The 16,151-nt window shown below is 74.8% G+C and carries 16 protein-coding genes; 10 read left to right on the forward strand and 6 right to left on the reverse strand.

Features of this window, described 5'->3' with window-relative positions:
* The coding region (locus ACIF6F_RS27510) for a condensation domain-containing protein (protein WP_399952119.1) at positions 1 to 1,973 on the reverse strand (1,973 nt) is incomplete at its 3' end.
* A gap of 181 nt (positions 1,974 to 2,154) precedes the next feature.
* The gene (locus ACIF6F_RS27515) at positions 2,155 to 3,711 is read right to left on the reverse strand and encodes a helix-turn-helix domain-containing protein (RefSeq protein ID WP_399952123.1); all 1,557 of its coding nucleotides are present in this window, start codon (positions 3,709 to 3,711) and stop codon (positions 2,155 to 2,157) included.
* 298 nt (positions 3,712 to 4,009) lie between these two features.
* Between ACIF6F_RS27515 and ACIF6F_RS27520 the strand changes: the two genes are divergently transcribed.
* On the forward strand, positions 4,010 to 4,189 hold the full coding sequence (locus tag ACIF6F_RS27520; RefSeq protein WP_399952126.1) for a hypothetical protein: 180 nt from the start codon (positions 4,010 to 4,012) through the stop codon (positions 4,187 to 4,189).
* Positions 4,190 to 4,298: 109 nt separating this feature from the next.
* Here the strand turns inward: ACIF6F_RS27520 and ACIF6F_RS27525 are convergent, their stop codons facing one another.
* Positions 4,299 to 7,397, reverse strand: a complete 3,099-nt coding sequence (locus ACIF6F_RS27525) for an AfsR/SARP family transcriptional regulator (RefSeq protein ID WP_399952130.1) — start codon at positions 7,395 to 7,397, stop codon at positions 4,299 to 4,301.
* 177 nt (positions 7,398 to 7,574) lie between these two features.
* Here ACIF6F_RS27525 and ACIF6F_RS27530 point away from each other — a divergent pair, with 177 nt between their 5' ends.
* Complete coding sequence (locus ACIF6F_RS27530) at positions 7,575 to 7,949, forward strand: nuclear transport factor 2 family protein (RefSeq protein WP_399952133.1); 375 nt, start codon at positions 7,575 to 7,577, stop codon at positions 7,947 to 7,949.
* On the opposite strand, the gene ACIF6F_RS27535 is transcribed toward ACIF6F_RS27530, so the two are convergent.
* Complete coding sequence (locus ACIF6F_RS27535) at positions 7,925 to 9,163, reverse strand: YncE family protein (RefSeq protein WP_399952136.1); 1,239 nt, start codon at positions 9,161 to 9,163, stop codon at positions 7,925 to 7,927. The two genes, ACIF6F_RS27530 and ACIF6F_RS27535, sit on opposite strands and share 25 nt — an antisense overlap.
* 332 nt (positions 9,164 to 9,495) lie before the next feature.
* Here ACIF6F_RS27535 and ACIF6F_RS27540 point away from each other — a divergent pair, with 332 nt between their 5' ends.
* From ACIF6F_RS27540 to ACIF6F_RS27560, 5 genes are all read left to right on the forward strand, one after another.
* Complete coding sequence (locus tag ACIF6F_RS27540) at positions 9,496 to 9,879, forward strand: cell division protein SepF (protein WP_399952139.1); 384 nt, start codon at positions 9,496 to 9,498, stop codon at positions 9,877 to 9,879.
* A 55-nt stretch (positions 9,880 to 9,934) separates the two neighbouring features.
* Positions 9,935 to 11,086 carry an AAA family ATPase gene (locus ACIF6F_RS27545; RefSeq protein WP_399952142.1) on the forward strand — a complete coding sequence of 384 codons (1,152 nt, stop codon included), beginning with the start codon at positions 9,935 to 9,937 and terminating at the stop codon, positions 11,084 to 11,086.
* On the forward strand, positions 11,083 to 11,454 hold the full coding sequence (locus tag ACIF6F_RS27550) for a nucleotide pyrophosphohydrolase (RefSeq protein WP_399952145.1): 372 nt from the start codon (positions 11,083 to 11,085) through the stop codon (positions 11,452 to 11,454). The genes ACIF6F_RS27545 and ACIF6F_RS27550 overlap by 4 nt, the downstream gene beginning before the upstream one ends.
* Positions 11,455 to 11,617: 163 nt before the next feature.
* Complete coding sequence (locus ACIF6F_RS27555; RefSeq protein WP_399952148.1) at positions 11,618 to 12,112, forward strand: DUF6099 family protein; 495 nt, start codon at positions 11,618 to 11,620, stop codon at positions 12,110 to 12,112.
* A 156-nt stretch (positions 12,113 to 12,268) separates the two neighbouring features.
* The gene (locus ACIF6F_RS27560; RefSeq protein ID WP_399952152.1) at positions 12,269 to 12,913 is read left to right on the forward strand and encodes a dihydrofolate reductase family protein; all 645 of its coding nucleotides are present in this window, start codon (positions 12,269 to 12,271) and stop codon (positions 12,911 to 12,913) included.
* 114 nt (positions 12,914 to 13,027) lie between these two features.
* On the opposite strand, the gene ACIF6F_RS27565 is transcribed toward ACIF6F_RS27560, so the two are convergent.
* Positions 13,028 to 13,267 (reverse strand): hypothetical protein, encoded by a 240-nt coding sequence (locus ACIF6F_RS27565; RefSeq protein ID WP_399952155.1) that lies wholly within the window; start codon positions 13,265 to 13,267, stop codon positions 13,028 to 13,030.
* Between the two features lie 204 nt (positions 13,268 to 13,471).
* On the opposite strand from ACIF6F_RS27565, the gene ACIF6F_RS27570 reads away from it, so the two are divergent.
* The 3 genes from ACIF6F_RS27570 (at position 13,472) to ACIF6F_RS27580 (ending at position 15,883) form a co-directional block, all read left to right on the forward strand.
* Complete coding sequence (locus ACIF6F_RS27570; protein WP_399952159.1) at positions 13,472 to 14,422, forward strand: LLM class F420-dependent oxidoreductase; 951 nt, start codon at positions 13,472 to 13,474, stop codon at positions 14,420 to 14,422.
* Positions 14,422 to 15,336 carry a homocysteine S-methyltransferase gene (gene mmuM, locus ACIF6F_RS27575; RefSeq protein WP_399952164.1) on the forward strand — a complete coding sequence of 305 codons (915 nt, stop codon included), beginning with the start codon at positions 14,422 to 14,424 and terminating at the stop codon, positions 15,334 to 15,336. The genes ACIF6F_RS27570 and mmuM overlap by 1 nt, the downstream gene beginning before the upstream one ends.
* 310 nt (positions 15,337 to 15,646) lie before the next feature.
* Entirely contained in the window at positions 15,647 to 15,883 is a 237-nt protein-coding gene (locus ACIF6F_RS27580) for a helix-turn-helix transcriptional regulator (RefSeq protein ID WP_399952168.1), read from the forward strand.
* 36 nt (positions 15,884 to 15,919) lie between these two features.
* On the opposite strand, the gene ACIF6F_RS27585 is transcribed toward ACIF6F_RS27580, so the two are convergent.
* Entirely contained in the window at positions 15,920 to 16,150 is a 231-nt protein-coding gene (locus tag ACIF6F_RS27585) for a hypothetical protein (RefSeq protein WP_399952171.1), read from the reverse strand.
* Position 16,151 lies beyond the last annotated feature (1 nt).

The raw sequence follows: 16,151 nt of genomic DNA on the forward strand, positions 1-16,151 counted from the left end.
GCGTAGGTCTGGCCGGTGACGGTCGAGACGAGGTTGCGGTGGCTGGAGAGGATGCCCTTGGGCCGGCCCGTGGACCCCGACGTGAACATCACGCACGCCGTGTCGTCACCCGTCACCGCCACGCCCGGATCCGCCGCAGACCGGCCCGCCACCGCCTCGCGCTCCCGGTCGACGCACACCACGCCCCAGTCCCCGCGCACCCGGTCCTCGTGCCGCTCGTCCGTCACGAGCAGCGCGATCCGGGCGTCCCGGGCGGTTCCGGTGAGCCGGTCGTCGGGGAACTCGGGGTCGAGCAGCGCGTACCCGGCCCCCGCCTTGACCACCGCCAGGACGGCGACGGCGAACTCGATGCCGCGGTCCAGGAGTACGCCGGCCAGGTCGCCCCGCCCCAGGCCCTGGGCCCGCAGGTGGCGGGCCAGCCGGTTCGCGCGGGCGTCCAGCTCCCCGTACGGGACCACCTCGCCCTCGTACACCAGCGCCGCGGCCCCGGGACGGAGCCGGGCCTGCCGCTCGAACAGCCCGCCCAGCGTCCCGTCCCCGCCGGGCGCGTCCCCGCGGGCCGACCACCCGCTCCACTCCTCCAGAACCAGCCGCCGCTCGACCGCGTCGAGCAACTCCACGTCCTGGAGCGGCAGTTCCTCGGCACCCTCGGCCAGCACGGTGTCGACGAACCGCAGCAGCCGGTCCTGGTGGGCGGCGACCGCGTCCAGGTCGCACACGTCCGGGGCGGCGTCGAAGTCGATCCGCATGCCCGCCTCGGGCCCCAGGTCGTAGATGCCGACCGCCAGGTCCTCCACCGGGCCGTTGCTCAGGTTGCACTGCACCGTCGGGTGCCCGCCCAGGGTCATCCCCGGCGTGAACGCCATGATGTTGACCAGCGGGGTCGCCGTCCGCCGCCCCGCCCCGTCCGCCCCGAGCGCCGCGACGGTCTCCTCGTACCGGGTGCGCTGCCGCTTCAGCCCGCCGCGCACCTCGCCGACCACCGTGCCCAGCAGCCCGGCGAGGGTCTCCCCGGGCTGCACGGCCACCCGCAGCGGGATCACGTTCGAGCACATCCCCGGAGTGCGGCGGGCCAGTTCGGTGGTCCGGCCGGTCACCGGCAGGCCCAGCAGCAGCTCGCCGGCCCCGCTCACCCGGTGCAGGTACCCCGCGATCAGCGCGATCACCAGCATCGACCAGGGCGCCCGGCGGGCCCGGGCGGCCGCCCGCAGCCGGTCCGCCTCGGCCGCCGGGAGCGACACGCTCCGGCGCACGAACGGCAGCCCGGCCCGCGCAATGGACCCGGCCGCAGCCTGCACCCCGGCCCCGGCGGTCGTCCGGCCCTCCGCCAGTCGGGGGGTCTCCGGCGGGTCCGCGAGCCGCCCGGCCCAGTGGGCCAGGTCCTCGGCCGCCGCCTGCGACCCCCGGTACGCGGCGTCCTCCGCCAGCAGCTCCGCGAGGCTCCCGAACGGGCCGGGCCCCCACGGCTCGCGGGCCAGGGCGCCGTCGTACAGCTCCTGGAGGCGCGCGTCGAGCAGCGCCACTCCCATCCCGTCGATCACCAGGTGGTGGTAGCTCTTGTAGAAGACGAAACGGTCCTCCGCCACCTTGACCAGCGCGTGCCGGCACAGCGGCCCCCGCGCCAGGTCGAAGGGGGTGTTGACGGCCGCGACGCACCAGGCGTGGGCCGCCCCCGCCGGGTCCTCGGCGCCGGTCAGGTCCAGGAACTCCAGCTCCGAGCCGTTCGGTTCGCCGTCCACCAGCTGCCGGGGGCCGTCCTCGCCGGACTCCACGCCCCGGGTGCGCAGGGCGTCGGACTCGCGCACCAGCTGCTCCCAGCAGCGGGCGAACAGCGCGGTGTCCACCGGCCCGTGGATCTCCCGGTACTCGGCGATGTTGTAGCGGCAGCCGCTCGGGTCCAGCTCGTGGGCCATCCAGATGTCGCGCTGCGCGGCCGACAGGGGCAGCCGTGCGGCGGTCGGCTCAGACGCCATGGGGGCTCCTCGGTTCACGGTGGGTGGTCGGTGCGGTTGCCGCACGGCCGTCCGCCCGTCCCCGGGGCGGGGGACGTTCGGGCCGGGCGGAGCCATCTCACCCCGACGGCCCTCCTCCGAGCGGCAGTTGGGACGGCACTCCGCCAGCAGCTCGGCGGCGGAGGTGCCGGGTGGCCGCCGCTCAGGCGGGCACTCCGGCCGCCGCCGCGGGCAGGGCTCCGGGGGTGGCGTCCGGGTGGAAGGCACGGACCAGGTGCGGCACCCGGAACACGGAGCGGCCGGCCTCGTGGGTGGACCGCAGGGCCCCGCAGACCAGCAGGTCCCGCACCATCCGGCCGCAGTCCGCCAGGCCCGCCCCCGTCAGCCGGACGATGTCCGGCAGCCCGAAGTCCCCCTCGGGCACGGCACGCAGGGCCGCCAGCAGCGACCGGTGGCCGGCGGGCAGCCGCAGCAGCCGGCGGTGCAGGGCGTCCCGGAAGCGGCGGCCCCCGTCGCCGCCCGCCAGGTGGTCGAGGAACGGCGCGGGATCCCCCTCCAGGCAGTCCCGCAGCGTGCGCAGGTCGCAGACGGCGAGCCAGGAGGCCGCCGCCCCCAGCGCCATCGGGTGCCCGTCCAGCCGGCGGCACACCTCGGCGGCCAGCAGCAGGTCCTCGCCGCAGGCACTGAACTCGGGCCGCACGCGCCGCACATGACCCAGGAAGACCCGCACCGCGGCGGCCGCAGTGACCGCCTCCCCGGCAGCCTCCGGCGCCGGCACCTCCAGCGGTCCCAGGACGAAGGTCCGCTCGCCCGGCACCTCCCACGGCTGCTCCGCGGTCACCAGCAGCCGCAGCCCCGGGCACTCGCGCAGCAGCCGGGTCAGCCGGTCGAACCGGGGCCCGTGCTCCGGGGCGCCGTCGAGGACCAGCAGCGCCGGCCGGTCTCCGACGAGTTCTGCCAGGCCGCACACCCCGCCCGACCCGGACTCCGCATGCTCTGCGCCGTACGGGACCCCGGAGCCCGCACCGCCGCCCGTCCCCCCGTACGGGACCGCCCGCCCGGACCCGGACCCGGACCCGGACCCGGAGCCCGACCCGGATCCGGAGCCGGACCCGGAGCCCGTCCCGCCGCCCGCCCCGAACAGCGCCTCCGCGCAGTCGCCCAGCAGCGCCGCCAGCTCCGGCCCCGTCGGGTCGAGGTAGTCCCGTACCGCGCCGGGGAACGCGTACCAGAGCACCGGGACGCCCCCACCGTGCAGCCGCTCCGCGACCTCCAGCGCCAGCCGGGTCTTGCCCGCGCCGCTCAGCCCCACCAGGCTCACCAGCCGCTCGGCCGCCGACCCGAGCTCCCGGACCAGCACCTCGGTCTCCGCCTCCCGGCCCACCAGGGGGTGCAGGGCGGTCGGCGGCGCCGCCGGCTCCGCGTCGAACCCCGACTTCACCGCCCCCCAGCCGCCCCGGCCCTGCTGCGCCGCCCCCTCCAGCGCGGCCCGCGCCCGCGGGCCCAGCCGCAGCGCGTCGGCGATCAGCCGGACGGTGTCCGTTCTGGGCCTTCTCGCCTTGCCCTGCTCCAGGTCGCGGATGGCCCGCACGCTGATCGTGGACAGATCGGCCAGCTCCCGCTGGGTCAGCCCGATCCGCAGCCGGTGCCGGCGGATCAGCGCGCCCAGCTGCGAGGTCGCCTGCTGGTCGGACCCCTGCGGGGGAACCTCCTGGTGGGAGGCGTCCCGCTCCGGGGCGACAGGGCCGGTGATGGTCATCTCGTACTCCCCACGTCGTCGTGGGTTCCCATCGTCGGCAGCGCGCTATCCGCCAGGCATCACCGCGCCCACCACCCCGGCGCCGGCCCCTATCGCGGCCCCCCGGACCGCTATCACGAGCGGCCGGCCGCTATCACGCCCCGCCCCCCGCTATCACCGGCCGGGCCGGTGATAGCGCCGCGATAGGCGCGCGGACGGTGCGGGGATTCCGCCCCTTCCTAACGTGGTGCCCACAAGGAAGGAGGAGCCCGGAAGGGCCCCTCACCAGGGCGGACGCCCACGACGAAAGGAAGAGAAGATGAACCTCGCCAAGGCCCTCCGCGCCGCAGTCGTCACCGTCGTCATCGCCGGCGCCGCCGCGCTCGGCGCCCAGGCCGCACAGGCCGACGGCGCGGAGGCCGGCACCAACCCGGCCCCCGCCCAGACCCAGGTCCAGCCGACCCCCACCGCCACCAGCGACAACAACCCCTGGGACTGAATCTTTCGGGGCTCCCTCACCTCCGGGCGCTTCAACGCCGGCGCTGCCGCCCCACCGCGCTCCGGCCCGATCGCCCGAAGCGCCGACGGGCCGGCATAGAGGCCGGACGTCAGCCCGCCGCCTCCAGCAGCAGCTCCGCCTCGCGCAGTTCACGTGCCATGCTCCGGTCCCGGAAGGCCTGCGCCGCGGACTCCAGCAGATCCCGCGACCGGGAACGTTCCCCGGTCCGCCCCAGCAGCCGGGCGAGGTCCAGCCGGACCAGCGCCGCGCCCGCATGGTCCATGATCTGCTCCCGCACCTCCAGGGACCGGTCGAGGAAATCCCGGGCCTGGCCGACCCGGCCCATCCCCGCGAGGGCCTGGCCGAGGTCCCGCAGCAGATGCCCCTCGCCGATCACGTCGCCGCTCTTCCGGCACAGCTCCAGCACCTCGGTGAGGGTGCGCACCGCCTGCTCGTGCTCCCCCTGGCTCAGCATCAGCTGGCCCACCCGCCGCAGCGTCCGGGCGAGGCCGCCCGTATAACCGACGGAACGGTAGATGGCCAGCGCCTCGTCCAGCTGGCCCTGCGCGGTCATCGTCCCGCCCCGCCGCATGAAGACGTGCGCGCTCTGGGTCAGCACGATCGCCCGCCCCACCACGTCGCCCGCCAGGTCGAAGTCCTTCAGCGCCCGGTCGTACAGCGTCAGCGCCCGCTCGTCGTTGCCGCGCATCCGCTCCAGCAGCGCGAGGTCCCGCCGGCACAGGCCCAGCCCGCCCGGCTCGTCGAGCTCCAGGAACAGGCCGAGCGCGGACTCCAGCGAGGTCCGCGACTCCTCGTACTGGCTGCGGCTGAGGTACAGCGAGCCCAGCGAGCTGAGCAGCGCAGCCGTCCCCCGCTTGTTCCCGGCCAGGCGTACGGCGTCCAGCGCCAGCCGGTGCGTGCGCTCCCAGTGGTCGTGGTAGCCGCGCACCTCGAAGAGCGTGACCAGCGTCGTGGCCAGGTCCCAGCACAGCTCGTCCATCCGCTCGGCCGCCGCGTGCTCCACGACCTGGCAGAGGTTGGCCTGCTCGCTGTCCAGCCACTCCAGCGGGTCGACCAGCAGCTCGTCCACGACCGGCTCCGGCGGCCGCCAGCGCGGCGCCCCGCCGTGCAGCACCGTGTAGTCCCCGCCGTAGATCCGCCGGTGCGCGGTCTCCGCCAGCGCCAGCCAGCCGCCGAACATCCGCTCCAGCGCCTGCCGTTGTACCGCCGGCTCGTCGTGGGCGGCCAACTGCTCGCGCGCGAACACCCGGATGATCTCGTGGAAGCGGTAGCGGAACCCGCCGGTGCTCTCCACCCCCACCACGTCCAGCATCTGTACGTCGACCAGGGGCTCCAGCAGGTCCGAGGGGAACGGCCGGCCGTCGTCCAGCAGCGCCCCCGCCAGCCAGCCCGGCAGCGTCGGCCCCTGCGCCAGGCTCAGCAGCCGCAGCAGCCTGCGGTCGGCCGGCCCGAGCCCGTCGTGCGTCAGGGACAGGCTGGCCCGCATCGTCATCTCGCCGTGCGTCAGCTCGTCCAGCCGGTGCCGCTCGTTGGCGAGCCGGTGCACCATCGACGCCAGGGACCAGTGCGGGCGCGCAGCCAGCCGCGCCGCCACGATGCGCAGCGCCAGCGGCAGCCCGCCGACCGTACGGATCAGCGCCTCGGCGGCGACCGCCTCGCGCTCCACCCGGTCCGCGCCGATCACCCGGACCAGCAGCTCCAGCGCCCGCCCGGTGTCCAGCACGTCCAGCTCGGCCCGGTACGCCCCGGGCAGCCCGGTGAGCCGCACCCGGCTGGTCACCAGCACCGCGCAGGAGCTGGTGCCGGGCAGCAGCGGCCGGACCTGGGACTCGGCGGCCGCGTCGTCGAGCACCACCAGCACCCGCCGGGAGGCGAGCAGCGTCCGGTACATCTCGCCCCGCTCGTCCAGCGTCTCCGGGATCACCGGGCCGGGGATGCCGAGGGCACGCAGGAAACGGCCCAGCACCTCGGACGGGGTGGCGTGGGTGCCCGTGCCGCGCAGGTCGCAGTACAGCTGTCCGTCCGGGAAGTGGGTGTCGCTCAGCCGGTGCGCGACGTGCGTGGCCAGCGTGGACTTGCCGGTGCCGGGCTTGCCGACGATGACGGCCACCCCGACCGCGCGCCGCGATCCGTCGCCCAGCAGCGCCTGCTCGATGGTGCGGATCTGCTCCTCGTCGCCGACGAAGTCGCCGGTGTCGGCCGGGAGCTGGCGCGGCACCTCGGCCGGCCGCTGGGCCGCCGCCACGGGCTCCGGCTCGCCACCGTCGGCCGCCGCGGCCGGACCACCCGGTCCGGTGGCGGCGGGTACGGGCGCCCCGGCCGCCGGCACCTCGGGCGCCGCGCCCCCGGTGCCGGGCGGGGGGGAGCCCGTACCGGCCTGGGCGGGCGGTCCGCCCCGGCGCAGCGCGGTGTCGCCGGACAGGATCGCCGACTCCAGGGCCCGCAGCTCTTCACCGGGCTCCAGCCCCAGCTCCTCCACCAGCAGTTCGCGGCCCACCCGGTAGGCCTCCAGGGCCTCGGCCTGCCGACCGGACCGGTAGAGGGCCAGCATCAGCTGGCCGCGCAGCCGCTCGCGCAGGGGGTGTTCGTGCACCAGCAGCCGGAGTTCGCCGACCAGTTCGTGGTGCCGGCCCAGGTCCAGTTCCAGCCGGATCCGGGCCTCCAGGGCGGTCAGCCGCTCCTCGTCGAGCTGGAGGGCCTTGCTGCGCAGGGTGTCGCTGGTGATGCCGCCCAGGCACGCGCCGAGCCACAACTCGCCCGCGGCACGCAGGCGTTCGGCGGCATGGGCGGCCCGCCCCTCCTTCTCCATGAGCCTGGCCTCGGTCACGGTGCGGGCGAACACTGCGGCGTCGACGCTGTCGTCGGCGGCGCGGAGCACGTAACCGGGCGGGCGCGTGGTGATGGCCGCGTCGATGCCGGCGCTTGTGAAGAGTTTGCGAAGCCGGGACACACAGATCTGGACCTGGGTGCGGGCGGTGTCCGGCGGGTCGTCGTCCCAGATGAGGTCGACCAGGTAGTCGGTGCTGACGACGCGGTTGGCCTCCAGCAGCAGCGCGGCGAGGATCGTCTCCTGCCGCCCGGGAGGGACGCGTACGGGCCCGGCCGAGGCGCTGACCTGTAACGGACCGAGGATCCGGAACACCGGGGGTTCCGGGACAGGGCGCACCCCGCCGGCAGGTTCGGTCATGCGTCTCCCAGCTCGGGGCACGGCGGAGTGGCGTTCGAGGACGGCTCGAAAGGAAGTCTTACGGAACAGGTGTGCGCTTGTCCATGGTGTGGATATTCCGTGGTGGTGATAGGGCGGAGATAGTCCGCGGTTGTGCCTCCGGCGCAGAGTGGCCAGGGCTGGAGGAGAGGACACGAGATGAACAGTCAGCAGGCCGGGGAGCGTTCGCCGAGCCGCATCGTCACCGCCGCGGGGGTCGACCACGTACGGCTTTCCTACCACTACCTGGACAGCGGGGACCTGGACGGTTACGGGTCGCTGCTGCACGAGCAGGTGGAGCTGGACCGTCCCGACGCGCCCTCCGGGCACGGGCGCGCCGAGGTGGTCCGGCTGCACCGCGACGGGCTCGTGCCGGCCGCGCGCCACCTCATCCACCGGATCGTCGCCGAGGGCGACCGTGTGGTGGTCATGGGGAGCACGGGCCGGTCCGAGTTCGTCGACGTCTTCACGCTGTCCGCGGAGGCCATGCTCCGCGGCTGTCGCCGCTACTACTTCGCGCCGCCCGCGGCCTGACCCGTCCAGCCGGCCGGGACGCGGCCGAGGCGGACGCGCTGCGGGTGGTCGCCCACCGGGACCGAGACGGTCTTCCGGCCGGTCGCGAAGTCGATGGCGGTGACCCGGTCGGCGCCGCTCTCGGAGATCACGCAGGCCTTGCCGTCGCCGCTCACGGTCGCCCAGTACGGCTTCGAGGCCGGCACCAGCGGGCCCTCCTGGAGGGTGGCCCGGTCGAGGACGGTGGCGTAGTCGTCCATCGTCCCGGCGACGCACAGCTTCTCGCCCGAGGGGTCCACGGACATCCCGTGGTGGCGGGAGTCGTTCACCCAGGTGGTGCGGTCCTCGCTGGTGGCGGGGTTCTTGGGCAGGGTCTTGGAGCGGGTGATCCGGTCGGCGGCCACGTCGTACTCCAGCAGGCCGTTGAAGAAGGACACCTGGAAGTACAGCTTCGAGCCGTCGGGGGTGAACGCCACCGGGCGGACCGCGTCGGACAGGTCGGAGCGGCCGAAGGCGTCCAGCCGGGACCGCATGTCGATCACCCTGACCGTGGCGAAGGTCCGGGCGTCCACCACGGTGATCTTCCGGTCGCCCTTCGTCCAGTCCAGCCAGGGCGCGTCGAGGGCGCTGGTGACGTCGCCGATGGACATGTTCCACAGGTACCGGCCGCCGTCGGTGAAGACGTTCTCGTGCGGCTTGTCGCCGGTGGCGAACGAGCCGACCTGGCGGCCGGTGGCGATGTCCAGCACGTGCACCGTGTTCGCCGTCGAGGCCGAGACCGCGACCCGGGTGCCGTCGGGCGACACCGCCATGTGGTCGGCCCGGTAACCGGACACGGCGAAGCGCCAGTTGACCCTGCCGGTGGCCAGGTCGAGGGACACCACGTCGGCGAAGCTGGGCCGGGACACCACGAGCGCGGTGCCGTCGGGAGTGGCGTACATGTCGTCCACGAACTGGTCGTGGCCCTCGCCGGCGGTGTTGCGGACGCCGAGGAAGAACGCGAGCTTCACCGGGTTGAGGTATATCTCCCGGAGCCGCTCCTCCTTGTCCGGCACGACGTTGATCCGGCCGATCCGCGCGAGGTCGCCGGAGGACGCCAGCACGTCGGCGGTGCCCTCCCAGTTGTTCCCGACGAACAGCACCTCGCGCAGGCCGGAGCCCGCTCCGTCCTGCGCCGCGTACGCGGGGGAGGGGGCGGCGAGGGTCAGCGCGGCCAGCAGGGCCGCGGCCGCCATCCCGGCTCGGCGGCGCGAACGGGCGTATGTAAAAAGGGAGTTGTGGTGCGTACCGGTGCTCACGGGCGACTCCTGACGCGGCGGGGGCTGATGACCTGGCGGTAAGGTACTGACCCGTCAGTAGTCTTGCCAGACACTTCACGCGATCCTTCCCGGGCCCGCTCCACCGGGTACGTTGACCGCGTCCCCCTCCGGCAGTGACCCCTCGCGGCCGCCCCGCGGGCGGGAACGTCCGGAACCCGGTGCACTCCGCCCGTGTCGGTGTTGGGCTGATCGGGTGAAACACGAGAGGATGGGCGGATGCACATGAATGGCGGGGCCGAGGTGGTCCGGTGAGCAGGTACGACGTCACCGACGAACAGTGGGAGGGGCTCGCCCAGGTCGTCCCCCTGCGCAGCCGCAACGAATGGCCGTCGCGGGTCGACCACCGCACCATCCCCGGCGACCACGCGGCACGGCAGCGGCGGTTCGTCGTCCTGCGCGTGCAGGTCTTCGCCGACGCCCGCGAGGTGGCCGAATACCTGATCGCGCAGATCCCCGTGCTCCTCGACCTCACGGGAGCCGACACCGAGGTCGCCAAGCGCATCCTCGACTTCAGCAGCGGCGTGGTCTTCGGCCTCGGCAGCGGCATGCACCGGGTCGACCGGAACGTCTTCCTCCTCGCCCCCGTGGGCACCGAGGTCGAGGGCATCGCCGCCGCCATCCCCCAATCGTAGGAAGGCCCCACGACGGAACGGTTCGCCCCGGGACGGGGTGCGTAGCGTCCGGCGCATGCACGCCACCCCCGCACACGCCACCCCCGCGCACTCCCGCCCCGCGGTCACCGAACTCCGCCTCTCCGCCTACCGCTCCCACCGCGGCGCGGCCTACCCCCTCGGCCCCGTCACCCTCTTCACCGGCCCCAGCGGCAGCGGCAAGTCCACCGCCCTGGAGGCCTACGCCTGCCTGGCACGCCTGGCCTCCGGCCGGCCCGTCGCCGAGGTCTTCCCCGACCCGGTCTCCTGCGTGCCCGAAGGCGCCGCCCCCGACGCCCAGGGCCGCCGCGGCTTCCGCATCGGCTGCACCGTCGACGGCCCCGCAGGACCCGCCCGCCTCGACCTCGCCGTCCAGGCGGAACCCGAACTCCGCATCGTCGGCGAACGCCTCACCGCCGACGGCCGGATCCTCCTCACCACCGCCTTACGCGACCCCGGCCGCCGCACCGTCCAGGCCGCCTGGCTCACCGGCGGCCCCGCCGGCGTCACCCGCGCACCCCTCCCCGACGACCGGCTCGGCACCGCCCTGCTGCCCCTGCGCGTGGCCGGCAGCACCGAAGGCCAGCGCCGCGTCCTCGCCGCCGCCGAACAGGTCGTCGTCGCCCTCCGCTCCGTCTTCTCGTGCGACCCCCGGCCCGACCGCATGCGCGCCCCCGTCACCGCCGCCGGCGGCCGCCTCCACGGCGACTGCGACAACCTCGCCGACGTCCTCCACCGCACCCGCGGCGAATGCGCCACCCGGCACGCCGCCCTCGTCCGGGCCGCCCGCAGCGGCTGCGCCGGCCCCGTCGCCGACCTCGCCGCCCGCGCCCTCTCCGACGGCCGCACCGTCGCCGAACTCCACCGCGGCCCCGGCGCAGCCACCCCCCTCGGCCGCCTCGGCCAGGGCGAACTCCGCTTCCTCGGCCTCGCGCTCGTCCTGCTCACCGGCCCCGGCGTGCTCGCCATGGACCCCGCCGCCGAACTCCTCCCCGCCCAACAGGCGCTCACCGTCCTCGCCGACGGCATGGACCGGTCCCTCGACACCCGCCAGACCGCCGAACTCCTCCGCCTGGCCCTCCTCTGCTGCGCCCGCGGCCACGTCCGGCTGACCGGCGCGGTGGGCGAGGCCGCGGCGGGGGCCGCCCGCGGGGTACCCGGTGTGTCGGTGGTAGACCTGACCCCGTGACAGACGCAGACGACCGGCCCGCCCCGCCGTCCCTCGACGTGCTGAGCCGCCGCCTCACGGAGTTCGCCGCGGCCCGCGGCTGGGAGCCGTACCACACGCCCAAGAACCTGGCCGTCGCGCTCAGCGTCGAGGCCTCGGAACTCGTCGAGATCTTCCAGTGGCTGACCCCCGAACAGTCCGCCCGCGTCATGGACGACCCGGACCGGGCCCACCGCGTGGCCGACGAGGTCGCCGACGTCCTCGCCTACCTCCTGCAGTTCTGCGCGGTGCTCGGCGTGGACCCGCTGGCCGCCCTCGACGCGAAGATCGACCGGAACGAGACCCGCTTCCCCGCAAAACCCGGGCAGAACCGCCCCGAGCACACCTGACACGCCCCCCTCGGCGCCCCGTCGTCACTCTTCGGAGTGATGGACTTGTCGGCAACCGCGAGAGTGTCCACAGATTTCCGAATACCCCTGGCTTTACGGGTCCATTGCCCTCACGCTGGGTAGTGGCTAGACAGCAAGATGTCGTACGGACGGGGGACGGCATATGGATGCGGTACGGCTCATCGCGGCCGGCCGTCACGCTCTGGCAAGGAGCCGGACGGCGGGGGAGACCATGGCGGAGGCACTGCAGGCGCAGGCACTCGCCCAGGAGATAGGAAGCTGGCTGGCGGTCACCGGACCGCCCGAACTCAGAACGGAGGCCCGGGGTCTCGGGGACGCGGGACGCAAGGGCTGCGCGACGATCGAACGCCGGGCCCCGGGACCGGAGCCCGGAACCGACGGCGGCCCGCTCCGGGCCGCCCAGCTCTCCGGCATGGAAGACCTCCGGCAGGTCTTCCTCGGACTCATAGCGCTGCTGGACGACACGGTCAGGGACCTGACCACGGTCGCCTGCGCACCGGAGAACGACCACCTGTACTGGCACATCGTCGAGACCATCGACACGCTCGACCACTCCTGCGACCGGGTCCGCGTGCTGCTGCGCCGCCACGCCGCCGGCCGGGGCAGCGCCTCGCCCACCGCGGGCCGGGGCCGCTGAGCGCGCGGACCCACCGGTCACGACCGGCCGGTGACGGGTACGGCCGGACGGGCGGTCTCCGCCCGGAAGTCCCGTCGCCGGACCGGCCGTCGCGCCGGCGATGAGTTTTCGTGGCCCGGGGAGTCCACCCCCTGTCACCGACACTCAGGAGGACCCGTGACCCAGCTGCTCCGCGTCCAGAACTTCAACGTCTCCAGCGACGGAATCGGCGCCGGCGAGGACCAGACCCTCGAAAGGCCCTTCGGCCACGTCGACCCCGGCGCCCTGTTCGCCTGGGCCGGGGCCACGGCGAGCTGGCCGATGCGCACCGACCCCGGCGGCAGCCGCGGCCTGGACGACTACTTCACCCGGGACTTCGGGCACAACATCGGCGCCGAGATCATGGGCCGGAACAAGTTCGGCCCGCAGCGCGGCCCCTGGCGCGACCACGACTGGCAGGGCTGGTGGGGGGACGAGCCGCCCTTCCACACCCCGGTGTTCGTCATGACCCACCACCCGCGGCCCTCGTTCACCCTCTCCGACACCACGTTCCACTTCGTCGACGCCGACCCGGCCACCGTCCTCGCGCAGGCACGGGAGGCCGCGCAGGGCAAGGACGTACGCCTCGGCGGCGGGGCCACCACCATCCGGGAGTTCCTCGACGCCGGCCTCGTCGACACCCTGCACGTGGCGGTCTCCCCGGTGAAGCTCGGGACCGGGGTCCGGCTCTGGGAGTCCCCCGAGGAGCTCCTGGACCGCTTCCACCTGGACGTCGTCCCCAGCCCGAGCGGTGTCACGCACCACCTGTTCTGGAGGAAGTGACCCGGGCCGGCCGGACCACGCCCGATGCCGGCCGGCAGCGGCGGTGGCCCCCGGTGGGGGCCGGCCGACCGGCTGCCCGGCCTTCCGGCCGACCGGCCTTCCCTCCGGCCGGCCTCAGAAGGGACGCGACGCAGGACGGTCGGCGTGCGGCGCGCGGTCCACCGGGACGGCGTCCGTCCGGGGACGCTCCGCGGAGGTCTGGAGGTCCGCGTCGAGCTGCGAGAGGTCGGCGTTCAGGGCGGCCATCAGCTCTTCCATCTGCTGGAGCAGGCCCTTCGGGGCCCCGCCCTGCGCCGGCACGGTCTGCTCCTGCCCGGCCTGTCCGGTGTGCTCGGGCACGTGATCCTGGGACATGGCGGCCTCCTCGGCCCGGGCCCCTCCCCGCGGGGAAGGGGACGGTGGACGCGCCGGGCGAACGCCCCGGCGCGCGGGCCGGGCGGTCCGGCTCCGACCCGGCCAACGATCTCCCCGACCCCCGGTCACTGGCGGGGACGGGCACGAATTCCCAGGTTGACGCAGATTCACCCGGCCGGGGTGACCGGGCGGCAGGATGAGGGCATGGATCTCCGCATCTTCACCGAGCCCCAGCAGGGCGCCGACTACGACACCCTCCTCCGCGTCGCCCGGGCCACCGAGGACCTGGGCTTCGGAGCCTTCTTCCGCTCCGACCACTACCTGCGGATGGGCCCAGAACTGCCCCTCGCCGAAGGCGACGAACCGCCCGGCATGCCCGGCCCCACCGACGCCTGGATCACCCTCGCCGGACTCGCCCGCGAGACCCGCCGCATCCGCCTCGGCACCCTGATGACCGCCGCCACCTTCCGCCTCCCCGGCGTCCTCGCCATCCAGGTCGCCCAGGTCGATCAGATGTCCGGCGGACGCGTCGAATTCGGTCTCGGCGCAGGCTGGTTCGCCCGCGAACACCAGGCGTACGGCATCCCCTTCCCCGAGGAGCGGTTCGCCCGCCTCGAAGAGCAGCTCGCCATCGTCACCGGCCTCTGGGAGACCAAGCCCGGTGACACCTTCACCTTCGAGGGCACCCACTACCGCCTCACCGACTCACCGGCCCTGCCCAAGCCCGCGCAGCGCAAGGTGCCCGTCCTCATCGGCGGCCACGGAGCCGCCCGCACCCCCCGCCTCGCCGCCCGCTACGCCGACGAGTTCAACATCCCCTTCGCCTCCCTCGCCGACACGGAGCGCCAGTTCGGCCGGGTCCGCGCCGCCGCCGAGGCCGCCGGCCGCGCCCCCGGCGACCTCGTGTACTCCAACGCCCTCGTCGTCTGCGTCGGCGCCGACGACGCCGAGGTCGCCCGGCGCGCCGCCGCCATCGGCCGCGACGTCGACGAACTCAAGGCCAACGGCCTGGCCGGCACCCCCGCCGAGGTGGTGGAGAAGATCGGCGCCTACCAGGCCGCCGGCTCCCAGCGGATCTACCTCCAGGTCCTCGACCTGCACGACCTGGACCACCTGGAGCTGGTCTCCGCCCGGGTCATGCCCCAGCTCGGCTGATGGCGCGCGCCACCACGCCCCTCGCCGCGGAACTGGCCCGCCGGCCGGTCCTCCTCGACGGGGGCCTCAGCAACCAGCTCGCCGACCAGGGCTGCGACCTCTCCGGCGAACTGTGGTCCGCCCGCGTCCTCGACGAGGCCCCCGACCAGATCGAGGCCGCCCACACCGCCTACGTCCGCGCCGGCGCGGAGGTCCTCATCACCGCCTCCTACCAGGTCTCCCACGAGGGGTTCGGCCGCCGCGGCCGCACCGCCGCCCAGGTCGACCGCCTGCTGCGGCGCAGCGTGGAGCTGGCCGACCGGGCCGCCCGCACCGCACCGCCCGGACACCCGGTGTGGGTGGCGGCCTCCGTCGGCCCGTACGGCGCCGTCCTCGCCGATGGCTCCGAGTACCGCGGCCGGTACGGGCTCACCGTGGCCGAACTGGCCGCCTTCCACCGCCCCCGCGTGACCGCCCTGCTGGCCGCCCGGCCGGACGTACTGGCGCTGGAGACGGTGCCGGACACGGACGAGGCCGAGGCCCTGCTCCGGGTGGTCGCCGACTCCGGCACGCCCGCCTGGCTCTCGTACACCGTCGAGGGGGACCGCACCCGGGCCGGCCAGCCCCTCGCCGAGGCCTTCGCCCTGGCCGCCCAGGCGCCCGAGGTCATCGCCGTGGGCGTGAACTGCTGCGACCCCCACGACGTGGAGGGCGCCGTACGGCTGGCCGCCGCCTGCGGGAAACCCGTCGTGGCCTACCCCAACGACGGCTCCGTCTGGGACGCCGCCACCGGCCTGTGGCACGCCCCCGCGGCACCGGAACCCTGGCCGGTCGCGACCTGGCACCGCGCCGGTGCCCGGCTCGTCGGCGGCTGCTGCCGGGTAGGCCCCGCCGCCGTCGCGGCCCTCGCGGGGGAGTTGCGGCCGGCACAGTGACGGCGGGGCGGTCGCCTCCCATCCGTCCCGGCTGCTGGCCGGGCGTCGTGCGGGGGCTGCTGCCGGCGCAGTGACGGCTGTGTGGTCGCCTCCCATCCGTCCCCGCTGCTGGCCAGGCCTCGCGGGGGGCCGGTGCCGCAGCGACGGCCGGGCCGTCGCCCCCAACCGTCCCGGCTGCCGGCCGCCTTGTCGGGATCTGGGGTCTGCGTGCGCCGGTGCTTCCGGGTGCGGGGTGTGCTGCCTCGGCAGCACTCGCTTTGGGGGTGGGTCGTGTGGTGTGTGGGGGAGAGGGGGGTGCGCGGGTCGACGGGTGCCGTCCGCCCCGTCCCCTGAGTGGTTCGTCACCCGCCGCCAGACCATCGGCGCACGTGTACGCGCAGCCCGGGAGGCCGCCGACCTCACGCAAGAGGAACTGGGCGAGCGCGTCGGCATCGACAACAAGACGGTCCACCGGATTGAGTACGCGATCACGGACCCGACCCTCACCATGCTGCTCCGCATCGCGCGGGCCGTCGGCGTGCCGCTCTCGCAGCTGGTCAGGGAGTAGCCCCGGCCGCCCTGAGGCGACCGAGGCGTTCGGGCGTCAGGCTGACGTGCCGGCCCGTTCCGTGGTGCCGTTGCCACGGCACGCGAGGCAGGGCTCGCTGTACACGACCCGCAGCTCACCGTCGACGAGGATGGTGCGCCGGAAGCCGCGGCAGTTCGCGCACCCTCTGCCCACGGACCGCGTCCCGGGCCGGCCCCAGCTGCGCCGGATCGCCTTGAGGTGCTTGAACAGATCGCCGTAGTTCTCGTTCTGCCACGAGGTGCTCACA

The organism is Streptomyces sp. NPDC086023, assembly GCF_044540325.1.
In the GTDB taxonomy this organism is placed as follows: Bacteria; Actinomycetota; Actinomycetes; order Streptomycetales; family Streptomycetaceae; genus Streptomyces.

Excerpts from the sequence above, each read along its gene's own strand:
- ACIF6F_RS27520 (WP_399952126.1), top strand. The coding sequence starts at position 4,010 with ATGAACCTCGCCAAGGCCCTCCGCGCCGCAGTCGTCACCGTCGTCATC.
- mmuM (WP_399952164.1), top strand. The coding sequence starts at position 14,422 with ATGGCGCGCGCCACCACGCCCCTCGCCGCGGAACTGGCCCGCCGGCCG.
- ACIF6F_RS27545 (WP_399952142.1), top strand. The coding sequence starts at position 9,935 with ATGCACGCCACCCCCGCACACGCCACCCCCGCGCACTCCCGCCCCGCG.
- ACIF6F_RS27555 (WP_399952148.1), top strand. The coding sequence starts at position 11,618 with ATGGATGCGGTACGGCTCATCGCGGCCGGCCGTCACGCTCTGGCAAGG.
- ACIF6F_RS27570 (WP_399952159.1), top strand. The coding sequence starts at position 13,472 with ATGGATCTCCGCATCTTCACCGAGCCCCAGCAGGGCGCCGACTACGAC.
- ACIF6F_RS27530 (WP_399952133.1), top strand. The coding sequence starts at position 7,575 with ATGAACAGTCAGCAGGCCGGGGAGCGTTCGCCGAGCCGCATCGTCACC.
- ACIF6F_RS27525 (WP_399952130.1), bottom strand. The coding sequence starts at position 7,397 with ATGACCGAACCTGCCGGCGGGGTGCGCCCTGTCCCGGAACCCCCGGTG.
- ACIF6F_RS27515 (WP_399952123.1), bottom strand. The coding sequence starts at position 3,711 with ATGACCATCACCGGCCCTGTCGCCCCGGAGCGGGACGCCTCCCACCAG.
- ACIF6F_RS27565 (WP_399952155.1), bottom strand. The coding sequence starts at position 13,267 with ATGTCCCAGGATCACGTGCCCGAGCACACCGGACAGGCCGGGCAGGAG.
- ACIF6F_RS27535 (WP_399952136.1), bottom strand. The coding sequence starts at position 9,163 with ATGGCGGCCGCGGCCCTGCTGGCCGCGCTGACCCTCGCCGCCCCCTCC.